Origin of the sequence: Methylosarcina fibrata AML-C10 (genome assembly GCF_000372865.1) — a bacterium.
In the GTDB taxonomy this organism is placed as follows: Bacteria; Pseudomonadota; Gammaproteobacteria; order Methylococcales; family Methylomonadaceae; genus Methylosarcina; species Methylosarcina fibrata.
In genome coordinates this window covers 352,657-374,422 of sequence record NZ_KB889965.1, presented here as the reverse complement: position 1 = coordinate 374,422, position 21,766 = coordinate 352,657, and the positions used below count along the sequence as shown (strand labels likewise).

At 55.9% G+C, this 21,766-nt stretch carries 21 protein-coding genes; 13 read left to right on the top strand and 8 right to left on the bottom strand.

Features of this window, described 5'->3' with window-relative positions; genetic code table 11:
• Positions 1-252: 252 nt before the first annotated feature.
• The 12 genes from A3OW_RS0101845 to queG all read left to right on the top strand — a co-directional run bounded on the left by A3OW_RS0101845 (position 253) and on the right by queG (position 12,672).
• Positions 253-828 (top strand): TerD family protein, encoded by a 576-nt coding sequence (locus tag A3OW_RS0101845; RefSeq protein WP_020561730.1) that lies wholly within the window; start codon positions 253-255, stop codon positions 826-828.
• Between the two features lie 288 nt (positions 829-1,116).
• The gene (locus A3OW_RS0101835; RefSeq protein ID WP_020561728.1) at positions 1,117-1,695 is read left to right on the top strand and encodes a TerD family protein; all 579 of its coding nucleotides are present in this window, start codon (positions 1,117-1,119) and stop codon (positions 1,693-1,695) included.
• A 279-nt stretch (positions 1,696-1,974) separates the two neighbouring features.
• A complete protein-coding gene (locus A3OW_RS0101825; RefSeq protein WP_020561726.1) occupies positions 1,975-2,571 on the top strand; it encodes a TerD family protein in 597 nt (198 codons plus the stop codon).
• A gap of 4 nt (positions 2,572-2,575) precedes the next feature.
• Entirely contained in the window at positions 2,576-3,586 is a 1,011-nt protein-coding gene (locus tag A3OW_RS0101820) for an ATP-grasp domain-containing protein (RefSeq protein WP_020561725.1), read from the top strand.
• A gap of 75 nt (positions 3,587-3,661) precedes the next feature.
• Positions 3,662-4,855: a phosphoribosyltransferase domain-containing protein gene (locus tag A3OW_RS0101815; protein ID WP_020561724.1), complete on the top strand. Its 1,194-nt coding sequence runs from the start codon at positions 3,662-3,664 to the stop codon at positions 4,853-4,855.
• Entirely contained in the window at positions 4,824-5,582 is a 759-nt protein-coding gene (locus tag A3OW_RS0101810) for a hypothetical protein (protein WP_020561723.1), read from the top strand. The genes A3OW_RS0101815 and A3OW_RS0101810 overlap by 32 nt, the downstream gene beginning before the upstream one ends.
• The gene (locus tag A3OW_RS0101805; RefSeq protein WP_232422310.1) at positions 5,579-6,691 is read left to right on the top strand and encodes a cysteine protease StiP family protein; all 1,113 of its coding nucleotides are present in this window, start codon (positions 5,579-5,581) and stop codon (positions 6,689-6,691) included. The genes A3OW_RS0101810 and A3OW_RS0101805 overlap by 4 nt, the downstream gene beginning before the upstream one ends.
• Positions 6,688-7,632 (top strand): HpcH/HpaI aldolase/citrate lyase family protein, encoded by a 945-nt coding sequence (locus A3OW_RS0101800; RefSeq protein WP_026223261.1) that lies wholly within the window; start codon positions 6,688-6,690, stop codon positions 7,630-7,632. Before A3OW_RS0101805 ends, A3OW_RS0101800 begins: the two co-directional genes overlap by 4 nt.
• Before the next feature lie 32 nt (positions 7,633-7,664).
• A complete protein-coding gene (locus A3OW_RS0101795; protein WP_026223260.1) occupies positions 7,665-8,852 on the top strand; it encodes a TerD family protein in 1,188 nt (395 codons plus the stop codon).
• Between the two features lie 41 nt (positions 8,853-8,893).
• The gene (locus A3OW_RS0101790; protein ID WP_020561719.1) at positions 8,894-9,349 is read left to right on the top strand and encodes a tellurite resistance TerB family protein; all 456 of its coding nucleotides are present in this window, start codon (positions 8,894-8,896) and stop codon (positions 9,347-9,349) included.
• Positions 9,350-9,529: 180 nt separating this feature from the next.
• Positions 9,530-11,434: an ATP-dependent zinc metalloprotease FtsH gene (gene ftsH, locus A3OW_RS0101785; RefSeq protein ID WP_020561718.1), complete on the top strand. Its 1,905-nt coding sequence runs from the start codon at positions 9,530-9,532 to the stop codon at positions 11,432-11,434.
• A gap of 152 nt (positions 11,435-11,586) precedes the next feature.
• Positions 11,587-12,672 carry a tRNA epoxyqueuosine(34) reductase QueG gene (gene queG / locus A3OW_RS0101780; RefSeq protein ID WP_020561717.1) on the top strand — a complete coding sequence of 362 codons (1,086 nt, stop codon included), beginning with the start codon at positions 11,587-11,589 and terminating at the stop codon, positions 12,670-12,672.
• Positions 12,673-12,977: 305 nt separating this feature from the next.
• Here the strand turns inward: queG and A3OW_RS27560 are convergent, their stop codons facing one another.
• Positions 12,978-13,169 (bottom strand): hypothetical protein, encoded by a 192-nt coding sequence (locus A3OW_RS27560; protein WP_157385764.1) that lies wholly within the window; start codon positions 13,167-13,169, stop codon positions 12,978-12,980.
• 148 nt (positions 13,170-13,317) lie between these two features.
• Between A3OW_RS27560 and A3OW_RS0101770 the strand changes: the two genes are divergently transcribed.
• The gene (locus tag A3OW_RS0101770) at positions 13,318-13,542 is read left to right on the top strand and encodes a hypothetical protein (RefSeq protein ID WP_020561715.1); all 225 of its coding nucleotides are present in this window, start codon (positions 13,318-13,320) and stop codon (positions 13,540-13,542) included.
• Between the two features lie 13 nt (positions 13,543-13,555).
• On the opposite strand, the gene mutM is transcribed toward A3OW_RS0101770, so the two are convergent.
• The 7 genes from mutM to A3OW_RS0101735 form a co-directional block, all read right to left on the bottom strand.
• Positions 13,556-14,371, bottom strand: coding sequence for a bifunctional DNA-formamidopyrimidine glycosylase/DNA-(apurinic or apyrimidinic site) lyase (gene mutM, locus A3OW_RS0101765; protein WP_020561714.1), 816 nt, complete (start codon positions 14,369-14,371; stop codon positions 13,556-13,558).
• A gap of 140 nt (positions 14,372-14,511) precedes the next feature.
• Entirely contained in the window at positions 14,512-15,708 is a 1,197-nt protein-coding gene (locus A3OW_RS0101760; RefSeq protein WP_020561713.1) for an alginate export family protein, read from the bottom strand.
• Positions 15,709-15,816: 108 nt separating this feature from the next.
• The gene (locus A3OW_RS0101755) at positions 15,817-17,622 is read right to left on the bottom strand and encodes an ABC transporter ATP-binding protein (protein ID WP_020561712.1); all 1,806 of its coding nucleotides are present in this window, start codon (positions 17,620-17,622) and stop codon (positions 15,817-15,819) included.
• Between the two features lie 12 nt (positions 17,623-17,634).
• The gene (locus A3OW_RS0101750; RefSeq protein WP_020561711.1) at positions 17,635-18,651 is read right to left on the bottom strand and encodes an ABC transporter permease; all 1,017 of its coding nucleotides are present in this window, start codon (positions 18,649-18,651) and stop codon (positions 17,635-17,637) included.
• Between the two features lie 133 nt (positions 18,652-18,784).
• Complete coding sequence (locus tag A3OW_RS0101745; RefSeq protein WP_020561710.1) at positions 18,785-20,182, bottom strand: CmpA/NrtA family ABC transporter substrate-binding protein; 1,398 nt, start codon at positions 20,180-20,182, stop codon at positions 18,785-18,787.
• A gap of 340 nt (positions 20,183-20,522) precedes the next feature.
• A complete protein-coding gene (locus tag A3OW_RS28420; protein ID WP_020561709.1) occupies positions 20,523-20,795 on the bottom strand; it encodes a hypothetical protein in 273 nt (90 codons plus the stop codon).
• A gap of 30 nt (positions 20,796-20,825) precedes the next feature.
• Entirely contained in the window at positions 20,826-21,749 is a 924-nt protein-coding gene (locus tag A3OW_RS0101735) for a GAF domain-containing protein (RefSeq protein ID WP_020561708.1), read from the bottom strand.
• Positions 21,750-21,766: the final 17 nt, after the last annotated feature.

The following is a 21,766-nucleotide window of genomic DNA, read 5'->3' as shown; positions in this document are numbered from 1 at the left end:
CGGCTCCGAAAGCCTGCAATGCTCTTCGATACCCGCGCATTCCGGAAGAGCTCTCTGCCGTTGGCCGACTCTAGGCAATCTCCCGGTTTGCGGTTATGCTATTCTTTTAGTCCGTGCCCAGGAAATTTAACAAAAACGGAATTCATTGTTTTATCATATTAATCTTCTATTCTTGTTAACTGTTTCAGTTAACGCCGGAAAGTTGATAAAACCGATTTTGTTGCAAACAAAAAATTACTTGGAGGTTAAATCATGGGGATTTCTTTAAGCAAAGGCGGCAATATCAGCCTGTCCAAGACAGATCCGACCCTGAAAAACGTCATCGTCGGCCTCGGCTGGGATACCCGGGCGACCGATGGCGCCGATTTTGACCTGGATGCCAGCGCGTTTATGGTTAAGGAAGACGGCAAGGTCCGGTCCGACAGCGACTTTATTTTCTACAACCAGATCCGGTCGACCTGCGGTTCCGTCGAACACGCCGGCGATAACCGGACCGGCGCCGGCGAAGGCGACGACGAGACGATCATCGTGCTGCTCGATAAAGTGCCTCCCGACGTCCAGCGCATCGTTTTCACCGTCACGATTCATGAAGCCGACGCCCGCAAACAGAATTTCGGTCAGGTTGCCAGGGCATTCGTCAGAATCGTCAACAAGGATTCCAATAACGAAGTCGCCCGTTACGATTTAAGCGAAGACGCCTCCGTCGAGACCGCGATGATTTTCGGAGAGATTTACCGGCACGGCGGCGAATGGAAGTTCAGAGCGGTAGGCCAGGGCTATGCCGGCGGACTGGCGGCTTTGGCCCGCCAATACGGGGTCCATGTTTAACCCGGGAAATTGCCGTCCAATCTTTCCTTTCAAATACGGTTTCCGAGCGGCCGGGCGCTGCGGCGGCACGCCCCCCTGCCCTCGCCCGAAGCAAGGTCGGACAGTGCATGAACCGTTCATGCCAGAACAAAACGACATATTGCAGTATTTGCCTCTGCCTCCGGCCTCGATAAAACATCACCGATCCGTTACTATTAAAGTTTCCGATAACCATACGCCTGCGGTTGAAATCGTTCCGAACGATTTTCTCCGGGTCCATTCAAACAACAACATCAACAGGAGATTCATATGGCAATATCATTAAGCAAAGGCGGCAACGTCAATCTGAGCAAGGAAGCCCCGGGCTTGAATAAAATCGTGGTGGGCCTCGGCTGGGATGCGCGTGTTACCGACGGCGCCGCATTCGATCTGGACGCCAGCGCATTTCTGGTCAAACTGGACGGAAAAGTGCGTTCGGATAACGATTTTTGCTTCTATAACAACAAATCGGTCGCGGACGGCGCGGTCCAGCATGCCGGCGACAATCTGACCGGCGCCGGCGAAGGCGACGACGAATGCATCAAGGTCGAATTAGGCAAAATTCCGGCGGATCTGGACAAAGTCATTTTTGCCGTCACCATTCACGACGCCGAGGCGCGCAAGCAAAATTTCGGCCAGGTCAGCCGCGCCTATATCCGGATCGTCAACGAACAAGGCGGACAGGAAATCGCCCGTTACGATTTAAGCGAGGACGCTTCCATCGAAACCGCGATGATTTTCGGCGAGATCTATAGGGTCGGCGCGGACTGGAAATTCAAGGCGGTAGGCCAGGGATTTGCCGGAGGCCTTGGGCCTTTGGCGGCTTCTTACGGCGTCAACGTCGGATAAGCTCATCCGGCCTGGAAAAGGATCGCGGCGATAGCGTGATCATACCGCTTCGGGTGAACCGATGCGGTTATCGCCGGCACGGCGCTTTTCCGCCGCCGGAAAGAAACTAAAGCCGGGGCCTTTTATCCAATCGGTTATCTAAAGAGCGTCTCTCGTCCCGAGAATTTGCAAGACCTTGAAAAACGGCGGCGGCACCGAATTCAAGGAACGGACGGACGATGAATCGAATCCATTGGTAAAAAATACCCCCTATAAAAATAATAAACCGAGGTAGCTGAAATGGGCATCAATTTACAGAAAGGTCAAAAAATATCGCTGGCCAAGGAAGCCGGCGGTTCTTTAAGCAAGGTCATCATGGGCCTCGGCTGGGACGCTAAAAAATCGGGCGGCGGCCTGCTCAAAGGCATGTTCGGCGGTGGCGGAGGCAGCGGCTCGATCGATCTGGACGCCTCCTGCGTCTTGTTCGACGCGCAAAACAAAGTGGCCGATACCGTCTGGTTCCGGCAATTGAAAAGCAAGGACGGCAGCGTGGTTCATACCGGCGACAACCTGACCGGCGAAGGCGACGGCGACGACGAACAGATCATCGTCGATTTGAATAAAGTTCCCGCCACGGTCAAGGCCCTGGTCTTTACCGTCAATTCCTTTACCAGCCAGACCTTCGACAACGTCGAAAACGCTTATTGCCGGCTGGTCGACAGCGGCAGCAACAAGGAAATCGCCCGTTACACCCTGAGTGCGCAAGGACCGCACACCGCGCAGATCATGGCGAAAATATACCGCCACAACGACGAATGGAAAATGCACGCCATCGGCGAAAACGGAAACGGCCGCACCATCGAAAGCCTGTTGCCGCAAATCATCGTGCATCTGTAAGTGTATGAGAATCTGGTTCAATAAAACGTTTTCGACGATCGGCGCCGTGCTCAGGCAACTGAAACAGGGCCCGTCCGCCGACGACGTCACGCTGATCTGCACCCATACCCACGGGACCGCCACCGCTTTTCTCGCCGCCGACGAAAGCTATCTCGAACCGGCCGAGTTGAAGGGCGTCGATTACATCGAATGGTGTCTGGAATTCTGCCGGCAGCACCGGATCGATCTGTTCTGGCCCGGCAAGGAAGCCGCCCTGATCGCCAGGGATCATGCCCTGTTTCGGGCGATGGGCGTCGACGTCGTGTCGGTGGCCGAATACGACACGCTGACCTTATTGCAGAACAAGGCCGATTTTTACGCCGACCTCAGCCCGAAGATCGCCGAAACCATGGATTTCGTCGCCGTGAACGATCTGGCCGGCTTCGATGCCGCGGTGGCGGAATTGTCGAAAAAGCACAAAAAGCTTTGCGTGAAACCCGCCGTTTCGGTCTACGGCCTGGGTTTCCGGGTGCTGGACGAAGAACGCCCCAGCATTGCTCATCTTTTGAAAGGCGTCGAATATCAGATTCCGTTGCAGGAATTGCGCCAGGGCATGCTCGATACGCCGCATTTCGACACACTCCTGGTCATGGAGCATCTGGGAGGACCGGAATGGAGCGTCGATTGCGCCGGCCGCAACGGCGAATTGCTGTGCGCAGTGCCCCGGAAGAAATCGCAGCAGGCAGGGCACGGCCAGGTCATCGACCACGATGATGCGATTGCCGGCATGGTCGGCCGCTTGACCTCGCATTACCGTCTCAACGGCCTGTTCAACATCCAGTTCAGGGAAGGCGTCCACGGGCCGCGCCTGTTGGAAATCAATCCCAGGCCTTCCGGCGGCTTCGGCATGTCCTGCCTGTCGGGCGCCAATCTGGCGCAAATCGCCCTGCAGGCCCTGAAAGGAGAAACGCCGGAGCCGGCACGGATCCATTACGGCCTCAAAGTGAATGAAATCAATACTCCGGTAGTACTCTAGGAGAGCCCGTGAGAGCAATTCTTCTTCCCGTTTCCCGCCGGAAGACGCCGTCCTGCCTGTCCTGACCGCATCCACATGCCTGAAACACTCTCGATCGAGCTCGATACCGGAACGTTGCATCTGGAACTGACGCCGGGCCGCGTACCGATTCGCCGCCTGCTCGGATTCGCTTCCAGAATCGGCAGCAAGCGCAAATTCCTGCTGGTCAGTAAAATTCTCGGCAAGCATTATCCCGTTGCCCCCCGGCTGATGAGCTGGTCTTACCGCACGTTGGCCCGGTCCGCGCTGGCGAGCGGCATCGCCGGCGGTTCGCTCTGGATCGGCATGGCGGAAACGGCGACCGGCCTCGGTTACGGCGTCTTCGAAGCCGCCCGCCGCGAAGGACTCGATAACGCCCTGTTCATGCAGACGACGCGCTATCATCTGAAAGGGCTGCCCCGCCTGGAGTTCGATGAAGCACACAGCCACGCGACCGACTTTTTTCTGTATTATCCGCCTCTCCCGCAGGAACGGGATCTTTTTCTGGCCGCCGACACGCTGGTTCTGATCGACGATGAAATCAGCACGGGGCGGACTTTCTCCCGCCTAATCCAGGCCTATCGGGCAGTCAATCCCCGTTTGCGCAAAGTGCTGATCGTCAGCCTGGTCAACTTTGCGCATGCGAACGACCGCGCTACGGTTGCAGCCGAGGCCGGCGTCGACCTCGAATGGATCGCGATCCGACACGGCCTGCTGCGGTTCGACGAGCGGACCGACGCAGCCTGCGATGCCGTCCGGGTCAACGCTTCCGGCAACGGGGAATGCAAGAAACACCTGTTGGCCTGGCCCGGACGCCTGGGCATGAGACACCCGGTATCGCTGGCAGCGGCCGATATGGCCATTTTGACCGGCCTGGTGAACTCACCCGCCGACCGGCGCCCCCTCCTGGTTTTAGGAACCGGCGAATGCAACGCTCCCGCTTATCTTCTGGGACGGGAGCTCGAAAGACGGGGGTGGCCCGTGAAAGTGCAAAGCACGACGCGCTCGCCGATCCGGCCGGGCCACGATATTGCCTCGGTTTGCCGTTTTGAAGACAATTATCAGGATAAAATCGATAATTTTATTTACAATCTGAATCCCGGCCGTTATCGGAAGATCATCCTCTGCCATGAAACGCCGCTCTGTGATGCCTTGCTCGACCGCCTGCGCGAGTGGCAGGCCGTCAGCGTCCGGATTGAACTCGATCCCCAAAGCTCGAATGCAAAACTACATTTTTTTAGACCTGGATGACACGCTGTTTCAAACGTTGAGGAAATGCGAACACGGGCCCGACGATCCGGCATTGAAGGTGCGCGCTTATCTTCCCGACGGCACGCCCAATTCGTACGCGACGCGAAAACAACAGTGGCTGTGGCAGTGGTTCGCCAAAGATTTCAGAATCGTTCCGGTAACTGCCCGCGATGCCCGGGCGTTCGCTCGGGTCGATCTGCCTTTTCAGGAAGAAGCCGTGCTCAATCACGGCGCAGTGATCCTGGACCGGCAAGGCCGGGTCGATCAGGTCTGGATGGAGCGGATGGTCTCGACGATGCCCTCGTACCTTGAAAAGTTACAGACGGTCTGGGACCGGGTGACCGATTACGTCCTGCGCGAGACCGGCTATAAACTCAGACTGGTCGAGGACTTCGGCCGGCTCTGGTACGGCGTCGTCAAACACCGGTCCGGCTCCGAAACACCGCTGAAACTTATATTGGACGAGGTGATAACAGAGCATCCTTATTTCGTGGATGGCAGCCTGTATTGGCATTTGAACGGCAACAATCTGGCGGTCCTGCCCAAAATCATCAACAAGGAAACCGCGGTCGGCTATCTGCTCGACCGTTATCGGCAACAGCATCCGGAACTGTTGACGTTCGGCGCCGGCGACAGCCACACCGACGCCGCCTTCATCTCGTTGTGCGACTACGCGCTGATCCCCAAAAATACCCAGTTGTTCAAAACTCTGGCCGTTACCGGATGATGGCTCCGCCCGCTCCCTTTTCCGGCAGTTATGCGGGCGAAGACGTCCAGTTCCTGCTCAAGCCTATCGCAATCGAGAATACGCCCCTGCACGTCAAGGAAGCGCTGATTCAGTCCGGGCAAAAACATTATTCGGAAATGCTGAGCCGCGAGCCGCTGCCTTCCGAAGACTATGTGCGCCTGTTTTACCGAGCGCTGGAATTGAACGGGATGCGGATGGCCGGGCATCTGTGGCATCTGGCCGAACGGATCAAGGCCACCCGCCCGCACGGCATCGTCCTGGTTTCGCTGGCGCGGGCGGGCACGCCGATCGGGGTGCTGCTCAAGCACGTGCTCAAACGTTATTTCGGCGTCGAAGCGCCTCATTATTCCGTTTCCATCGTCAGGGATTTCGGCATCGACCGGAATGCGCTGCGGTATATTCTGCAAAGACATGCGCCACGGGAGCTCACCTTTATCGACGGCTGGACCGCCAAAGGCGTCATTGCCCGCGAACTGGCCACCAGTTTGCAACAGTTTGCAGATGAATACGGCGTCGACGTTCCCGCCGAACTGTACGTACTGGCCGACCTCTCCGGCGAGGCCAGCGTTGCGGCCTCCTCCGAAGACTATCTGATTCCTTCCTGCCTCCTGAACGCGACCGTTTCCGGCCTGATCAGCCGCACGGTATTCAACCGGCATCCGGCCCATGCCGGCGATTTTCACGGCTGTTATTTTTACCGCGAATTCAGCCGACACGATTTCTCCAACTATTTTATTGCCAGGATACTGCATTATGTCGAGCAAATCCGGCTGGAAGGCAATGAAGCCGGATGTTCTCTCTCCCCTGTGCCTGCCGAACAATTGAAAGCTCAATCGCGGCAATGGCTGGAGCGCATCGGCCGGCATTACGGCGTCGGCAACAGCCATTACATCAAACCCGGCATCGGCGAGTCGACCCGTGTTTTATTAAGGCGCGAAGCCGGACTGCTGCTGCTCAAGGATTTGCATTCGGAATCGACTCGGCATTTGCATTGGCTGGCTACAGCAAAAAACGTTCCGATCGAGCTGGCGGACGATCTGCCTTACCGGGCGGCGGCATTAATCAAAGAGGTCACCTTATCCCCATGAATCCAGCATTCCCGTTAACCTGCCCGTTATCGCCCTGGCTGTTGGGGGCTCCCTTATACATGCCGGCCAATCGGCGCGACGTCATGGAAATCGCCAACGGAGAAAAACTGCCCATGCTGCGCTCGATGATTTTTTGCACCGAGGATGCCTTATCCGCCCATGATCTGGAAACGAGCATTCGGCATCTCGGCCTCTCCTTGCAGGGGTTCCGGCCGTCCGCCCACCGTTTCCGTTTCATCCGAGCCCGGAATCCCGAAGTTCTCGCCCGCTTGCTCGATCTTCCCGAAATCGAACGAATCGACGGATTCGTTCTGCCCAAGTTCACCATCGGCAATTTCCGGGCTTATTTCGACCTGCTGCAGGGCACGTCTTTCCGCATCATGCCGACCCTGGAAACACGGGAAGTCTTCGATCCCGGCGCCATGCTCGAATTACGCCAGGCCTTGCAACAGGACGAAATAAAAGAGCGCATTCTTATCCTCCGCATAGGCGGAAACGATCTGATGAACCTTCTGGGCATCCGCAGGCCGCGCCATATGACGCTTTACGAAACGCCGCTGGGGAGCCTGATTTCGCAACTGGTGACGACTTTCAAGCCGTACGGTTTTTCGCTGTCGGCCCCGGTTTTCGAATATCTTGACGACCCTGCGACCCTGCAAAAAGAAATTCGCCTCGATCTGGCCTACGGCTTGACCGGCAAAACCGCGATTCATCCCGATCAAGTCTCCGCGATCGAAAAGAATTACGCAGTGGAACGGGAAGACTATGAAATGGCGCTGTCGTTAAGCGACCGAATGGCTCCGGCGGTTTTCCGGATGCATAATGCCATGTGCGAAGTAGCGACGCATAAACAATGGAGCCGGGGCATTCTGGAAAGGCATGGCTGCTACGGCGAAAAACAGCTGCTCCCGATGCAGGAATACAATGAGTTGTCGATATAATGCGCTTTATGACCAACCGACAGGGTACCGACATGAATCAACGAATTGATCTGGTGGCAGGACAAAACTGCCCGTTACCGACGGCCGATCTGCACGTGCTGATGACTACGGGCAGGAACATACCGGGGCTCGACGTGGACATCAGCGCGTTCATGTTGAATGACCGGGGCAAGGTCGCCTCCGATCACGATTTCATTTTTTTCAATCAGTTGTCGGACAGCCGCCAGGGGATCCTGCTGGTACCCGAACACGGGCGGTTTACACTGCATCTGGAGCGCATTCGGGACGATGTTCGGAAAATCGCATTGACGATGACGATTGCCGACGGCCTGGCAAGGCAGCAAAATTTTACGTTGGTCCAGCAGGCGACCGTGTTGATCAAGGATTTTTTGACGGGACTGGAAATCGCCTGTTTTCCGATGACGACCGGAGAAAACAAAGAGACCGCCTTAATCCTGGGCGAATTCTACCGGCATCAGGATAAATGGAAATTTCGCGCGGTAGGCCAGGGTTTTATCGGCGGATTGCAACCTTTGGCCGAGTATTTCGGGGTCGATGTCGGCGAAGGGGAGTCTTCACCCCCTGCCCGGACGGAATCGCGTCCGGCTGAAAAAGTCAATTTAAGCAAGATTACCCTGGAAAAAAAGGGTCAATCCATTTCGCTGGAAAAACCCGCCGGGGGCATCGGCGAAATTCTGATCAATTTGAACTGGAATTCGCTTCCGGTCAAGCAAACCGGTCCGTTCCGGAAAGCGGCGGCGGGCATCGACCTGGATCTCGCCTGCCTGTGGGAATTCCGGGACGGCGCCATCGGCGCGGTGCAGGCGTTGGGCGGCCACTTCGGCAATTTCCATCAATTTCCGTACATCGAACTGGATCAGGACGACCGCAGCGGCCGCTCGGTAGCCGGCGAAACGTTGAGGATCAACGGCAACCACTGGCACGAATTCAGCCGCGTCCTGATTTTCACTTTTATCTACGAAGGCGTGCCCAATTGGTCCCATGTCGATGCCGTCATCACGATCAGAAGCAAAAACCAGCCCGAAATCGAAGTGCGCCTCGACAGCCATCGCAACGACCAGTTCATGTGCGCCATCGCCATGCTGGAAAACATCGACAATCAACTCAAGATCACCAAGCTGATCGATTATTTTTCAGGCCACCAGCAACTGGACCATGCTTTCGGCTGGGGCCTGAATTATGTCTCGGGCAGCAAATAATTTTATCTTTCCACCTTCCACACCAACCCAGGAGTTCTGCCATGAGTTTCGAAAACTTTCTTTCCCAGTTAAAAAGCAAAGCCGGCGAATTAAAAACCGAGGCCTTGAAATTCAAGAACAAGGATTTTCTACAGGCGGCGATGGCCGGATCCGCCTTGATCGCAATGGCCGACGGCAGCATCAGTTCGGAAGAAAAACAAAAAATGATCAAATTCATCGAAAGCAACGATTCACTGTCGATTTTTTCGACCAGCGACGTCATCAAGGCCTTTCAGGAACATGTAGGCCAGCTCGAATTCGACAAGGACATCGGTGAGGCCAAAGCCTATCAGGCCCTGGGCCGCATGAAATCCAATGCGGAAGCGGCACGCCTGTTGATGCGCATGATCATCGCCATCGCCGCTTCGGACGGAATTATCGACGTCAACGAGAGAAAGGTTGCCGTCAAGGTCGCCGTCGAGCTGGGTCTCAGCCCGGCCGAATTTGAATTGCTTTAACACGGAATCTGCCATTCTCCGCGGCCTGGGGAAAAATGAATTTTCTGTTGCAGTCTATGTAAATAATGGTAATCTGAAAGGTATAAAGAAGCGAAATTCGTTTTCCTGGAACTCCCTTCGGGAACTTAATTTCAGCGGACTGTTTCAAATTTTTGATTTCCCTGGCTGTGGAGCAAATCCATGAAGACAAACCTATTCAACCTCCTGCTGTGGGCTGCGGTCATTTCGGGATCGTTGCTGATTTTCAACCGGCTCAACACGGCGCCGCCGATGCGGGATTCGATTGCCTACTCGGAATTTCTGAGCATGGTCAAAACCAAGCAGATTGCCCGGGTCGAGATCATGGACAAGCACATCCGGATCCGCACCAACGAAGGGCAGGACTACGAGACGATCAATCCCGACGATCCGCATCTGATCGACGACCTGGTCAACGCCGGGGTGCAGATCCGCACCCTGGAGCCGCCCCGGCAGTCGTTCCTGATGCAGATTTTCATTTCCTGGTTTCCGATGCTGCTGCTGATCGCGGTCTGGGTCATTTACATGCGGCGCACTCAGGGCGGCGGCATGGGCGCCAGCAGCTTCGGCAAAAGCAAGGCGAAACTGCTCGAAGAAGACAAGCGCACGGTGACCTTCGCCGACGTCGCCGGCTGTGAGGAAGCCAAGGAAGAAGTGGTCGAACTGGTCGACTTTTTGTCCGATCCGCAGAAGTTCCAGAAGCTGGGCGGGCAGATTCCCCGGGGCATTCTGATGGTGGGGCCTCCGGGCACCGGCAAGACCTTGCTGGCCCGGGCGATTGCCGGCGAGGCCGGAGTCAAGTTCTTCACCATTTCCGGGTCCGATTTCGTCGAGATGTTCGTCGGGGTCGGCGCCTCGAGGGTGCGGGACATGTTCGCCCAGGCGAAAGAGCACGCGCCCTGCATCATCTTCATCGACGAGATCGACGCAGTCGGCCGGCAGCGCGGCGGCGCCGGATTCTCGGGCGGCAACGAAGAGCGCGAGCAGACGTTGAACCAATTGCTGGTGGAAATGGACGGCTTTAACGGCAACGAAGGGGTCATCGTCATTGCCGCGACCAACCGCGCCGACGTGCTCGACAAGGCGCTGCTGCGTCCCGGCCGCTTCGACCGCCAGGTCAACGTCGGCCTGCCCGACGTCAAAGGGCGCGAACAGATCCTGAACGTGCACATCAAGAAGGTGCCGGCCGGGGCCGACGTCGAACTGAAATACATCGCCCGCGGCACCCCGGGCTTTTCCGGGGCCGATCTGGCCAATCTGGTCAACGAGGCGGCGCTGTTCGCGGCCCGCGCCAACAAGCAGGAAGTGACCATGGCCGACCTCGAGAAAGCCAAGGACAAGATCCTGATGGGCGCCGAGCGGCACACCATGGTGATGACCGAGGACGACAAGCGCCTGACCGCCTACCACGAGGCCGGCCACTGCATCGTCGGCCGTCTCGTGCCCGAGCACGATCCGGTGTACAAGGTCAGCATCATGCCCAGGGGGCGGGCTTTGGGCATCACCATGTTCCTGCCCGAGCGCGACCAGTACAGCGCCAGCAAGCGCAAGCTGGAAAGCCAGATCGCCAGCCTGTTCGGCGGGCGCATCGCCGAGCAGATGATTTACGGCGGCGACCGGGTCACCACCGGCGCCTCCAACGACATCGAGCGGGCCACGGAGCTCGCGCGCAACATGGTCACCCGCTGGGGCTTTTCCGACAAGCTGGGGCCGCAGGTGTACGGCGAAGAGAGCGGCCAGCCGTTCATGGGCTACGCCTCGCCCGGCGCCAAGGTTTCCAACGAGGTGGCGCACCAGATCGACGAAGAGATCCGCGCGGTGATCGACCGCAATTATCAGAAGGCCGAACAGATCCTGACCGATCACCTCGGGATTCTGCACAAGATGGCCGAGGCCCTGATGAAATGGGAAACCATCGACAAGTATCAGATCGACGATCTGATGGCCGGCAAGGATCCCCGGCCGCCGATGGACGAGATCGATACCGGCATCCCATCGCCCGGACCCAAACTCGATAAACCCGACGACAAGAGCGTCAATACTCATAAACCGGTCGGGCAGGTTTAAGAGATTGAAACCATTCACCGTTGCGAGAGCCGGCTGACCTCTTCGGGTAGCCGGCCGATCGAGATGAACGGCGCTCTTTCTTCTTCGAGGGAACGGGTCAGACCGTTCCCTTTCCGTTTTTACCTCCTGTTTCCGCTGTTACCCTTGACCCGATGAATCCGATTCCCCTGTCCGACATGGCCCTACTGGCCGAGCAAATCAAGGAGTGGGGGCTGGAACTGGGTTTTCAGCAAATCGGCATTACCGATACCCAACTTGGCGATGCCGAAAATCATCTACGGCACTGGCTGGACGACAACTTTCACGGCGAAATGGATTACATGCAGCGCCACGGTGATAAGCGCAGCCGGCCGGAACTGCTGCTTCCCGGCACTCTCCGGATCATTTCGGCGCGGATGGATTATCTTCCCGAATCCCGATCGACAATGGAAACGGCTCTGGCCGATCCAACCGCCGCTTATATCTCACGCTATGCGCTGGGACGCGACTACCATAAATTAATGCGCCAGCGCTTGCAAAAACTGGCCGATAAAATTCAGGAAGCCTGTGGTTCTTTCGGCTACCGTGCGTTTGTCGACAGCGCCCCGGTGCTGGAAAAAGCGCTGGCCGAAAAAGCCGGGCTCGGCTGGATAGGCAAACACACCAATTTGATCAACCGGAAAGCCGGGTCGTGGTTTTTTCTGGGAGAACTCTATACCGACCTGCCCTTGCCGATCGACCCGAAAGCCGGCTCCCATTGCGGACAATGCACGGCCTGCCTGGCAGTATGTCCGACTCGGGCCATTGTCGCGCCTTACCGGGTCGATGCCCGGCGCTGCATATCCTATTTGACCATCGAACTGAAAGGGTCCATTCCCGAACCGCTACGTCCGCTGATCGGCAACCGGATCTATGGCTGCGACGACTGCCAATTGATCTGCCCCTGGAACCGGTTCGCCAAACCGACCGGAGAAAACGACTTCCATCCCAGACACCGGCTGAATACCCGGCAATTGCTCGATGTTTTCACCTGGAGCGAAGAAGAATTTCTGGCGCGTACCGAAGGCTCGGCAATCCGCCGCATCGGCCATCAGCGATGGCTGCGCAATATCGCGGTGGCTTTGGGCAATGCGCCTTCTTCCCCCCTGGTGGCCGACGCTTTAAAAACCAGGCTCGATCATCCCTCCGAATTGGTCAGAGAGCATGTGGCCTGGGCGTTAAACCGTCATTCCCGGCATGAAACCCTTCCTGCCGCTTGACCGGACAAGAGCAAGATGGCGCGGGGCCGGCCGAGACAAAAAAACCGCGGCCGTCGCCACGTTGCTCATCGCAGCCGTTACGATCACTCCTTTTTGCGGTTTTCTTTTCGCCTGCGGCTGCACGTGGCCCGGCCTGGGTCTGGAATCTTTCTGCAATATCCATGATCCATCAAGCCGCCATCCGTGCCCCTGGTGTGCTTCCCTAGGGGCCGGTAGTTTATCGGTGATTTTCGCGGCCGGCTTGGGAACGGCGGCATCGGTCCTGACGTGTCAACCTCGCCGCAAAGATCGGAGCGTGTTCGACGTTATGATCCGGATCCTGCTTGGTACGAGCGTTTTTCTTTTGACGGCTCTTCTTTTCGGACTGATTTCGGCTTTATTACAAAATTATCCGTTCGTGCCGCCGCCATCCCTGCACTAGAAATTTTTCCATCGTGAACACTGCATTTCATTTTGTCCTGAATTGAAAGAAAACTGGCATTGCTTTTTAAAGCCATAGGAGTACATTACTCCTGACTCGGCGTATCCAAATCATTTTGGATAGGTTCGTGTGATTTGGCCAAGTCACGGAAAGGAAGAAAAATACATAAAAAACCGGTCAAAAAATGAAAGGCTGTATTATTGATTCGTTCGGGAGAAAGGGTTATGAACACAAACGACGAGAGCATTCAACAATTGAAGAATCAAATTAAGGATTTGAACCTTCAAATCGAAACGACGGCATTGAAAAAAAACGAGGCGGAACGGGCGGCGAAGCAATACGGTCAGGAACTGAAAGCCCTGTACGATGCTCACCGCGCCGCCTCCCAACAATTGCACGGTCTGGAAGCCCCCTGCAATATGTGGGAAAACATCGGAGAAGGCGGCTGAAACGTCTGCCCTCTCAGCGCTGACAGCGGCTGCAATAAACGGTCGAACGGTTGGCAATCCGGACTTCGCTCAAGGGATGACGGCAGCGAAGGCAGGCTGAGCCCGTGCGGCCGTAAACGGTCAGTTGCTGCCTGAAATAACCGGGTTTTCCGGATTCGTTGACGAAATTTCTTAAAGTGGTGCCGCCCTGCTGGATGGCTTGCTGCAAGACCTTTCGAATGCATTCGGCCAGCTTGTCGTAGCGCTGCAAGGAAATTCGCCCCGCCTGGCGGGTAGGCAGAATACCGGCCATGAACAAGGCTTCGTTCGCATAAATATTGCCTACTCCCACCACGATGCGACTGTCCATGATAAAGGATTTTACCGCGGCCGTCCTGCCTCGTGACAGCGTATAGAGCGCCTTGCCGTTAAAATCGGCCGACAGCGGCTCCAGCCCCAGATCCTTCAGAAGCGGATGCTCGAACGCCGGCTCCGAAGTCCACAATACCGAGCCGAACCGTCTGGGATCGTTGAAACGCAGATACGTCCGATCGGAAAATATAAAATCGACGTGGTCGTGTTTTCCGGGCAATTGCTCTTCCGAAACGATTCTCAAGCTGCCCGACATGCCCAAATGCAGCAGCAAGGTGCCTTCTGCGGTAGCAAAAAGCAAATATTTGCCTCTGCGCTCGACCGACTGAATGCGAAGACCCGCCATCTTTTCCTCGAGGTTTTCGGTAACCGGCCAGCGCAGGTTGGACTGACGGATAATGACGGTTTCAATCGTTTTCCCTTCGATATGGGGGGCGACCCCGCGGCGAGTGGTTTCAACTTCAGGTAATTCGGGCATTGGAGCAATACGGACTACGGTTAAACTTCGCTTAGTTTAACACGTACCGGCGTAACCCGGATGCCGATTCCGAAAGGACAAGGTTCATAACCATCCGCTGCCGACGGTTGCGAACCTGCCCTGGCTTTTACCTCATTTAACTAAAAACTGACGTTGGCCTGGAACCAGATTTTCTGGGTATCGGTATTGTTGGCGGTGGCAAGGCCGCTGTCGGCATTGTAATTGGCGTATTTGGCGAGCAGCGAATAATGCTTGCCGAACTTCTTGACCACCTGAAAATCCCATTCCTTGCCGTATTGCTGCTGCCCGGTATCGTCGCTGAAGTCGTGGTACACCGCGGTCACGACCGTATCGTAGCGGGGCAGAGCCACGCTGACGGTGCCGAACACATCGCGAATGCCGTTCGCCGGCGTCACCAGAAAGATGTCGGCCCAGCCCTGAAAGGCGTGGTTGGTGCCGAGCGGCGTGTCGAAGGTCTTGTTCGGGCCGAAGCCGTTGAGCTGCTCCCAGGCGCCCTGCACGGTGACGTTGAACGCTTTGACGCCGCCCATGAAGTTGAACCGGTCGGCTTCGTATTTAGTCGGCCCGTGCCCGTAGTCCCGCTGGTTGCCCCATTCGGCGGTGTACAACAGGCTGTAATGGTCGAAGAAGGTGGGCGAGACGCCGTTGAAGCGAAGGCCGTAGGTCTGACTCGACTTTTCGAAATTCTCCTTTTCCCGGTAATCCAGCCAGTACCCATAGGCCACCAGATTGCCGTAATCGCCGACTTTGTAGTTGACGTTCAGAATCGGCGCATCGATGTTTTCGGTGGTCGAGGTGAACGTGTTGACGTTGCCGATGAAGCCGGCGTTGACGGTCAGACCGTAAATCTGCTGGTTGTTGTGGGTCAACAGGACCGCATCGTAAGTTTGCTCCAACTGCCGCCAGCCGACGTTGCCGATGAAGCGGTCGTCGTCCAGCTTGATCCGTTGACGGCCGCCTTTGACGACGGTGTCGGGGATGCCCGAATAGCTGATCCAGAGCTGGTTCAGCTCGGTTTTCTCGGGGTCGGCGACGACCGAATAGGCTTTATTGTTGTTCCGCAGGCTGTTGTAGTCTTCCTGCATCGCCCACAACCCTTCGAATTCGGCGTAGCCCTGGAAACCGGACAGCACCGGCGACAGCGCGCCCAACCTCAGCCGGGCCGTGTTCGCGTTCGCCGTTTTCGGATTGGGGTTGCCTCCTTGGTCCTGGTCGACGTTTTCCCAGCGGTAGTTCAGATCGGCCTGGATCGCTCCGTTATGGCCGTAATGATAAAAATTGAAGGCATCCTCGATGTCCTGCGTAATCCCGGCCATGGCGGTGCCGCTGCAAACCAATGACAGCGATAAAAGCGACGTCGCGTTCGAAAATATGTTCGCTCGTTTAGGCATAAAGTCCTCTTTAAAATCTGATGACGACAAAAGTCAGTGTGTGTGGTCGCATTCGGAGAGAAAGGTCAACAAGCTTTCCCGATAGCGGTAATAGTCGGGATGCGACAGCAAGGCTTTGCGAGTGCGCGGTCTCGGCAAATCGATGGCCTGTATCTTTCCGATCCTGGCCTTCGGTCCATTGGTCATCATCACCACCCGGTCGGCCAGAAGAATGGCCTCGTCGACATCGTGAGTGACGATGATGGCGGTGACGTGGGTTCTTTCCCAGACCTCCATCAGTACTTCCTGTAATTCCCAACGGGTTAACGAATCCAGCATGCCGAAAGGCTCGTCCAGCAGCAGCAATTTGGGCGACAAGGCGAAGGCGCGGGCAATGCCGACGCGTTGCCGCATGCCGTTCGACATGTCGGCGGCCTTTTTGAAAAGAGAGTCGCCCAATCCGACGCGCGTCAGGTAATATTCGACGATATCGTCCCGTTCCGGCCGAGTCGCATGGGGATAGACTTTATCGACGCCCAGAGCGACGTTTTCAAAGGCAGTCAGCCAGGGAAACAGGCTGGGCGCCTGAAAAACGACGCCCCGGTCGGGTCCGGCGCTGTCGATTTCCCGGTTGTCGAGAATAATCCCGCCTTCGGAAATGCTGTTTAAACCGGCGGTCATCGACAGAACGGTGGATTTGCCGCAGCCGGAATGGCCGATGATCGAAATGAACTCGCCTTTCTTCATCTTCATGTCGAAACCGTCGACCACCTTGACGGTGCCGTTGCCGTCCGGCGTCGGGTAAATCTTCGATACCTGGGAAAATTCCAGATAACGGGGCCTGCCCAAATCGTCCTGCGACGGCTTCAAAGCCGAGCTGTCGTTCTGCCAGTCGTTGCTGGTGTTGGGCCGGACGTTCGGCAGAACGATTTTATCCGTCCCTTCCTGGCTCGCCTTTTCCATGCCCACGTGCATCAGATAGCGGGTGATTTCGGCCCGCAAGCGCTTGAATTCCTCCTCATGATTCAATGCGGTACGGTCTCTGGGCCGGGCCAGGTCGACGGTAAACGCAGGGCCCAACATGGCGTCGGGTCCGGGGTTGAGCGGAATTACCCGGTCGGCCATGATGATGGCTTCGTCGACGTCGTTGGTAATCAAAATGACGGTTTTCTTTTCCTGCTCCCAGATTTGCAGGATTTCGTCCTGAAGATTGCCTCGGGTCAACGCATCCAATGCGCTGAGCGGCTCGTCCAGCAACAGGATGTCGGGGCTGGCGGCCAGAGCCCGGGCCACGTTGACCCGCTGTCTCATGCCGCCCGACAGCTCGGCGGGTTTTTTGTCCATCGCCGCGCCCAGATTCACCATGCGCACGTATTTTTCGGTATGGGCCTTGCGTTTTTCCGCGGGCCAGTCTTTGAATAGTTCATCGACCGCCAGCGCGACGTTTTCAAAAACGGTCAGCCACGGCATGAGCGAGTAGTTCTGGAACACCACGCCCCGATCGGGTCCGGGAGCCGTAATCGGCTTGCCCTGCTTCAGGACGTCGCCGCTGTCGGGGAAGATGAGTCCGGCAATCGCCGAGATCAGAGTGGTTTTACCGCTGCCGGAAAAGCCGACGATGGCGATAAACTCGCCTTCCCTGATCTCCAGATTGATGTTGTTCAGGACACTCGTTTTTTGCTGGCCGTCGCCGTAGAATTTGCATACGTTCTTTAATTCCAGCAGAGGTTTGGCGGCAGCCAGCACGGGTTCTTTCCCGACCGGCTCGATTCCGCCCGCCTTGTCGTTGAACGCAACGGCTTTTCCGCCGGAAAAATCGACCAGATGAAGGCTTTTCGACTTGAGATTTGCTGATGCCATGATGCGTCTCCTTTAGCTTACCCGATCGAACGAGAAGACTTTTTGCAGAGACAGCATGATTCGGTCGAGAATGAAGCCGATGATGCCGATGGTAAAAACCGCCACCATGATTCTTCCCAGAGAGTTGGAACTGCCGTTCTGAAACTCGTCCCAGACGAACTTGCCCAGGCCCGGATTCTGCGCCAGCATTTCCGCCGCGATCAAAACCATCCAGCCCACGCCTAAAGACAGTCTCATGCCGGTAAAGATAAAAGGCAGCGACGAGGGAATGATGATTTTCCTGATCTGGGTGCCCCAACTCAGACGCAGCACCTTGCCGACGTTGACCAGGTCCTTGTCGATGGACGATACCCCGACGGCGGTGTTGATCAGGGTGGGCCAGAGCGAACACAAGGTCACCGTGATCGCCGAAGTCAGAAACGACTTTTCGAACCAGGAATCGTCGGTGCTGACGTATACGGCGCTGACCACCAGCGTGACGATCGGAAGCCACGCCAGAGGCGACACCGGTTTGAAAATCTGAATCAAGGGATTGATGGCGGTGTTGACGATCGGACTCATGCCGCACAAAAGGCCTACCGGCACCGCCACCAAGGTGGCGATCAAGAAGCCGGTAAACACGGTGTAGAGACTGGTTCCGATTTTATCCAGATACGTGTCTTTGCCGTTGTACGGACGGTTCTTGATTTGGGCATTGGGGTCTTCGATCAGCTTTTGTTCGTTGCGTTCCTGCTGACGCTGATAAAACGCCTTTTCTTTCTCCCGTTCGGCGAAATGCTCTTCCAGCAACCCCCTCGCTTCTTCCCAGACAGCGCCCGGCCCTGGAATGGCTCCCAGACTGGTATTGACCTTGGCGGCCGAAAAACTCCATATGCCCAGGAAAAAGGCGAAAGCGATCAGAGGAACGCCCATCATTAAAAACAACTGCCTCAGTTGCTGGACGGGGTTGTCTCCGGCTGCGATTTTCACGAAAGGAACGAACCAGGTCAGGCCGGTGATATTAAAAAACTTGATCAGTCTATTGCTCATGATATGCCTCTTTCCATTTTGCTGAAATCAACGCTCTCTTAGGCGATCCGGTAAAAAAATGAGCACGTCCCTGCGCTCCAGTGTCGTCCCTTACTTTCATCAGTGGCGGATTCCATACAGCGTCTTCAAAATGTTATTCGACGATCTTGCCGCCTACGACTTTTTGCTTGCCTTTCAGGCCGATGGCGAATTTGGTCAAATAGTCGTTGGGTTTGGTGGCGTCAAACACGACGCCGTCGATGAAATCGGCCGACGGCGCTTTGAAGCCGCTTTCGTTCTCCGGAGGAAAATCGCCGGCTTTGGCTTTGCCTTCCGCGATCAACGCTTTCGCAGCGGCCCTGTAAATGTCGGGACGGTAGACTTTCTTGGCCGTTTCCATGTACCAGGAATCGGGTTTTTCTTCGTTGATTTGCCCCCAGCGGCGCATTTGCGTCAGATACCAGACGGCATCGCTGTAATAGGGATAGGTCGCGTTGTAACGGAAAAAAACATTGAAATCGGGTAATGCCCGTTTGTCGCCTTTTTCATATTCGAAGGTCCCGGTCATGCTGTTGGCGATCACGTCGTAATCGGCCCCGACGTACTGTTTCTGCGACAGCATCTCGACGGCCTCCTTGCGATTTTTATTATCTTCGGCATCGAGCCACATCGCTGCCCGGATCAGCGCCTTGACGACAGCCAGATGCGTATTGGGATTTTTATCCGCCCACTCTTTACTGACACCGAATACTTTTTCCGGATTGTTTTTCCAGATTTCGTAATCGCTGATCACCGGCACGCCGATCCCTTTAAATACGGCTTGCTGATTCCAGGGTTCCCCGACGCAGTAGCCGCTGATGGTGCCGGCGTCCAAAGTAGCCGGCATTTGCGGCGGAGGCGTTACCGACAACAGAGCGTCGGCATCGATCTGGCCGGAAGTGTCCTGAGGAGGAGAATAAAAGCCGGGTTTGATGCCGCCGGCGGCCAGCCAGTAACGCAATTCATAATTGTGGGTCGATACCGGAAAAACCATGGCCATGTTGAACGGCTTGCCTTCGCTTTTGAATTTTTCAACCACCGGCTTCAAGGCGTCCGCCTTGATCGGATGCACCGGTTTGCCGTCTTTCATCGGAATGCCCGGTTTCATCTGCTTCCAGATTTCATTCGATACCGTTATCGCATTGCCGTTCAAATCCATGCTGAAAGCCGTGATAACGTCGGCCTTGGTGCCGAAACCAATGGTCGATCCCAAGGGTTGACCGGCCAACATATGAGCACCGTCGAGTTCCCCGTTGATGACCCGATCCAGTAAAATCTTCCAGTTGGCCTGCGCTTCCAACTGCACCGAAAGCCCTTCGTCTTCGAAGTATCCCTTTTCGAAAGCCACCGCCAACGGCGCCATGTCGGTCAGTTTGATAAACCCGAATCTCAGGCTGTCCTTTTCCAGTTCGGCCGCGCCGAGGGACGTAGCAAAAACGAACGGAGCAACGGCCGCTACGGTGGATAAGGCTCCAGCCAGTTTGGGCAGGTTAAGTTTTCCAGATGATTTCATAAGTCGATTGTCCTGTTTACGAATTTAGGGCAAAAAAAAACGTCTTCCACCCGGTTGTGTCGTTGCCGTCCAAGACACGCACGGGATAGTTGACGCCTTTGTCAGATGTGCTCAACGGTGAGCTTGATGTTCGGCTCCTTCGTTAGAGCCTTTACCGTAACTATAAGCAGGACTTATGCCAAAATTGAATACTCTCCTTTTATCTATTTATTTACTTGAATTTTCATATGCTTATGATTCGAAACCGGGATCATTCGCTGAATTTGCCGTTTTTTCGGAATTCTCGAAGCCGAAGAGCTTGCGCAACTTATGTGCATGACGGCAGTGCAATCGCACCAAATCAGCCCGGCTGAAGCAGGCGAAAGGCAGCATCGGAGGAAACAATGGGGAGAGGCAGGCTCTTTGTCGAATCGAGAGACCGTGTTTTGGATAAAATCGCTGGATTAACAAGCGTTTGTCCGTCTTCGGCCCGGTGCACGCGACCGCAGGCTTCACCGGGCGCGGGCGGCTGACGTTTTTTGGGTTTGCGCTCAAACGCTTTCGATTCGCCTGTGCCGCCGGCGGCACAGGCGGGATCATCGGCCGCCGAGGCGAGTATCAAAGACGAATCCATTCGTCTTCGTACCGCGGATGAAAATGCTCTTTAGAATAAGAAGGTCGCTATCGCTTTCAACTTTCCCCGTTCAATCACCGGAATGGCCAGCATGCTGCTCAGGCTGTCCAGTTCCGGATTGTATTGAATGTCCAGATTTCCGGTGATCAGCGGCATGCCGGTCAGCCAGACCCGGCCCAGAGCGCCCACGCCTTTTTTAACCGTGAGGGTTTCGAATATTTCCGCCAGATTATTACTCTCTTTACTGTAACCCTGCCGGCAGACCAGCCGATCGTTTTCATCGTCCGGAATCCAGATCTGAACCCTTTTGGCGATCGGAGTGGCTTTCGCCGACAGAAAGGTCATGACGTAAATTTGATCGTGGCTGTGAGCGGCCGGAATGCCGAGACCGGTGGTGATGCCGGTTTGTTGAGCATCAGCCTCCTGATCGAACTCGGCGATTCGGTTAAAGTTCTCCCTCAAGACCGGCATGCCCGTCTCCCAGGCCATCCCCGCCAGCCCCTGACCCTTCGGCATTTGCAATTGCCGGGATACTTTTTCGAATTGTTCGAGCTTGCCGTAATAACCGTCCATGACCCGGAGTAAATCGCCGGCGGCCGGATCGTTGCGCCAGACTTCGATCGCGCCGATTTGTTCGTCATCGTCGCCGCATAAAAAGACGACGACCGCCATTAAAAAATCGCCGGAAAAAATCGGCAGCGCGATGCCGCAGGTCAGGCCGGACTGATGAGCAACCTCTGTCCGCCTGAAGCAGGAATGCTCGAATTTCGTCAATACGATCGGATGACCTTCCGCCCAGGCTTTGCCGGGCAGGCCTTCACCGTAGGCAAAATGCTGCCACTCGCTGGCGGTTTTAAAATCGGTCAACGTGCCGTATAAGCCTGAACCCAGCTCCAACTGAGTCCGTTCCCGGTCGGGAATCCATATTTCTATCGCTTTGATGAATGTTTTCATATCATTATGAAAGAGCT

What these genes read in the sequence shown, in the direction of transcription:
- A3OW_RS0101845 (WP_020561730.1), top strand. Translation starts at nt 253, where the DNA reads ATGGGGATTTCTTTAAGCAAAGGCGGCAATATCAGCCTGTCCAAGACA.
- A3OW_RS0101835 (WP_020561728.1), top strand. Translation starts at nt 1,117, where the DNA reads ATGGCAATATCATTAAGCAAAGGCGGCAACGTCAATCTGAGCAAGGAA.
- A3OW_RS0101825 (WP_020561726.1), top strand. Translation starts at nt 1,975, where the DNA reads ATGGGCATCAATTTACAGAAAGGTCAAAAAATATCGCTGGCCAAGGAA.
- A3OW_RS0101820 (WP_020561725.1), top strand. Translation starts at nt 2,576, where the DNA reads ATGAGAATCTGGTTCAATAAAACGTTTTCGACGATCGGCGCCGTGCTC.
- A3OW_RS0101815 (WP_020561724.1), top strand. Translation starts at nt 3,662, where the DNA reads ATGCCTGAAACACTCTCGATCGAGCTCGATACCGGAACGTTGCATCTG.
- A3OW_RS0101810 (WP_020561723.1), top strand. Translation starts at nt 4,824, where the DNA reads ATGCAAAACTACATTTTTTTAGACCTGGATGACACGCTGTTTCAAACG.
- A3OW_RS0101805 (WP_232422310.1), top strand. Translation starts at nt 5,579, where the DNA reads ATGATGGCTCCGCCCGCTCCCTTTTCCGGCAGTTATGCGGGCGAAGAC.
- A3OW_RS0101800 (WP_026223261.1), top strand. Translation starts at nt 6,688, where the DNA reads ATGAATCCAGCATTCCCGTTAACCTGCCCGTTATCGCCCTGGCTGTTG.
- A3OW_RS0101795 (WP_026223260.1), top strand. Translation starts at nt 7,665, where the DNA reads ATGAATCAACGAATTGATCTGGTGGCAGGACAAAACTGCCCGTTACCG.
- A3OW_RS0101790 (WP_020561719.1), top strand. Translation starts at nt 8,894, where the DNA reads ATGAGTTTCGAAAACTTTCTTTCCCAGTTAAAAAGCAAAGCCGGCGAA.
- ftsH (WP_020561718.1), top strand. Translation starts at nt 9,530, where the DNA reads ATGAAGACAAACCTATTCAACCTCCTGCTGTGGGCTGCGGTCATTTCG.
- queG (WP_020561717.1), top strand. Translation starts at nt 11,587, where the DNA reads ATGAATCCGATTCCCCTGTCCGACATGGCCCTACTGGCCGAGCAAATC.
- A3OW_RS27560 (WP_157385764.1), bottom strand. Translation starts at nt 13,169, where the DNA reads ATGGCTTTAAAAAGCAATGCCAGTTTTCTTTCAATTCAGGACAAAATG.
- A3OW_RS0101770 (WP_020561715.1), top strand. Translation starts at nt 13,318, where the DNA reads ATGAACACAAACGACGAGAGCATTCAACAATTGAAGAATCAAATTAAG.
- mutM (WP_020561714.1), bottom strand. Translation starts at nt 14,371, where the DNA reads ATGCCCGAATTACCTGAAGTTGAAACCACTCGCCGCGGGGTCGCCCCC.
- A3OW_RS0101760 (WP_020561713.1), bottom strand. Translation starts at nt 15,708, where the DNA reads ATGGCCGGGATTACGCAGGACATCGAGGATGCCTTCAATTTTTATCAT.
- A3OW_RS0101755 (WP_020561712.1), bottom strand. Translation starts at nt 17,622, where the DNA reads ATGGCATCAGCAAATCTCAAGTCGAAAAGCCTTCATCTGGTCGATTTT.
- A3OW_RS0101750 (WP_020561711.1), bottom strand. Translation starts at nt 18,651, where the DNA reads ATGAGCAATAGACTGATCAAGTTTTTTAATATCACCGGCCTGACCTGG.
- A3OW_RS0101745 (WP_020561710.1), bottom strand. Translation starts at nt 20,182, where the DNA reads ATGAAATCATCTGGAAAACTTAACCTGCCCAAACTGGCTGGAGCCTTA.
- A3OW_RS28420 (WP_020561709.1), bottom strand. Translation starts at nt 20,795, where the DNA reads ATGGATTCGTCTTTGATACTCGCCTCGGCGGCCGATGATCCCGCCTGT.
- A3OW_RS0101735 (WP_020561708.1), bottom strand. Translation starts at nt 21,749, where the DNA reads ATGAAAACATTCATCAAAGCGATAGAAATATGGATTCCCGACCGGGAA.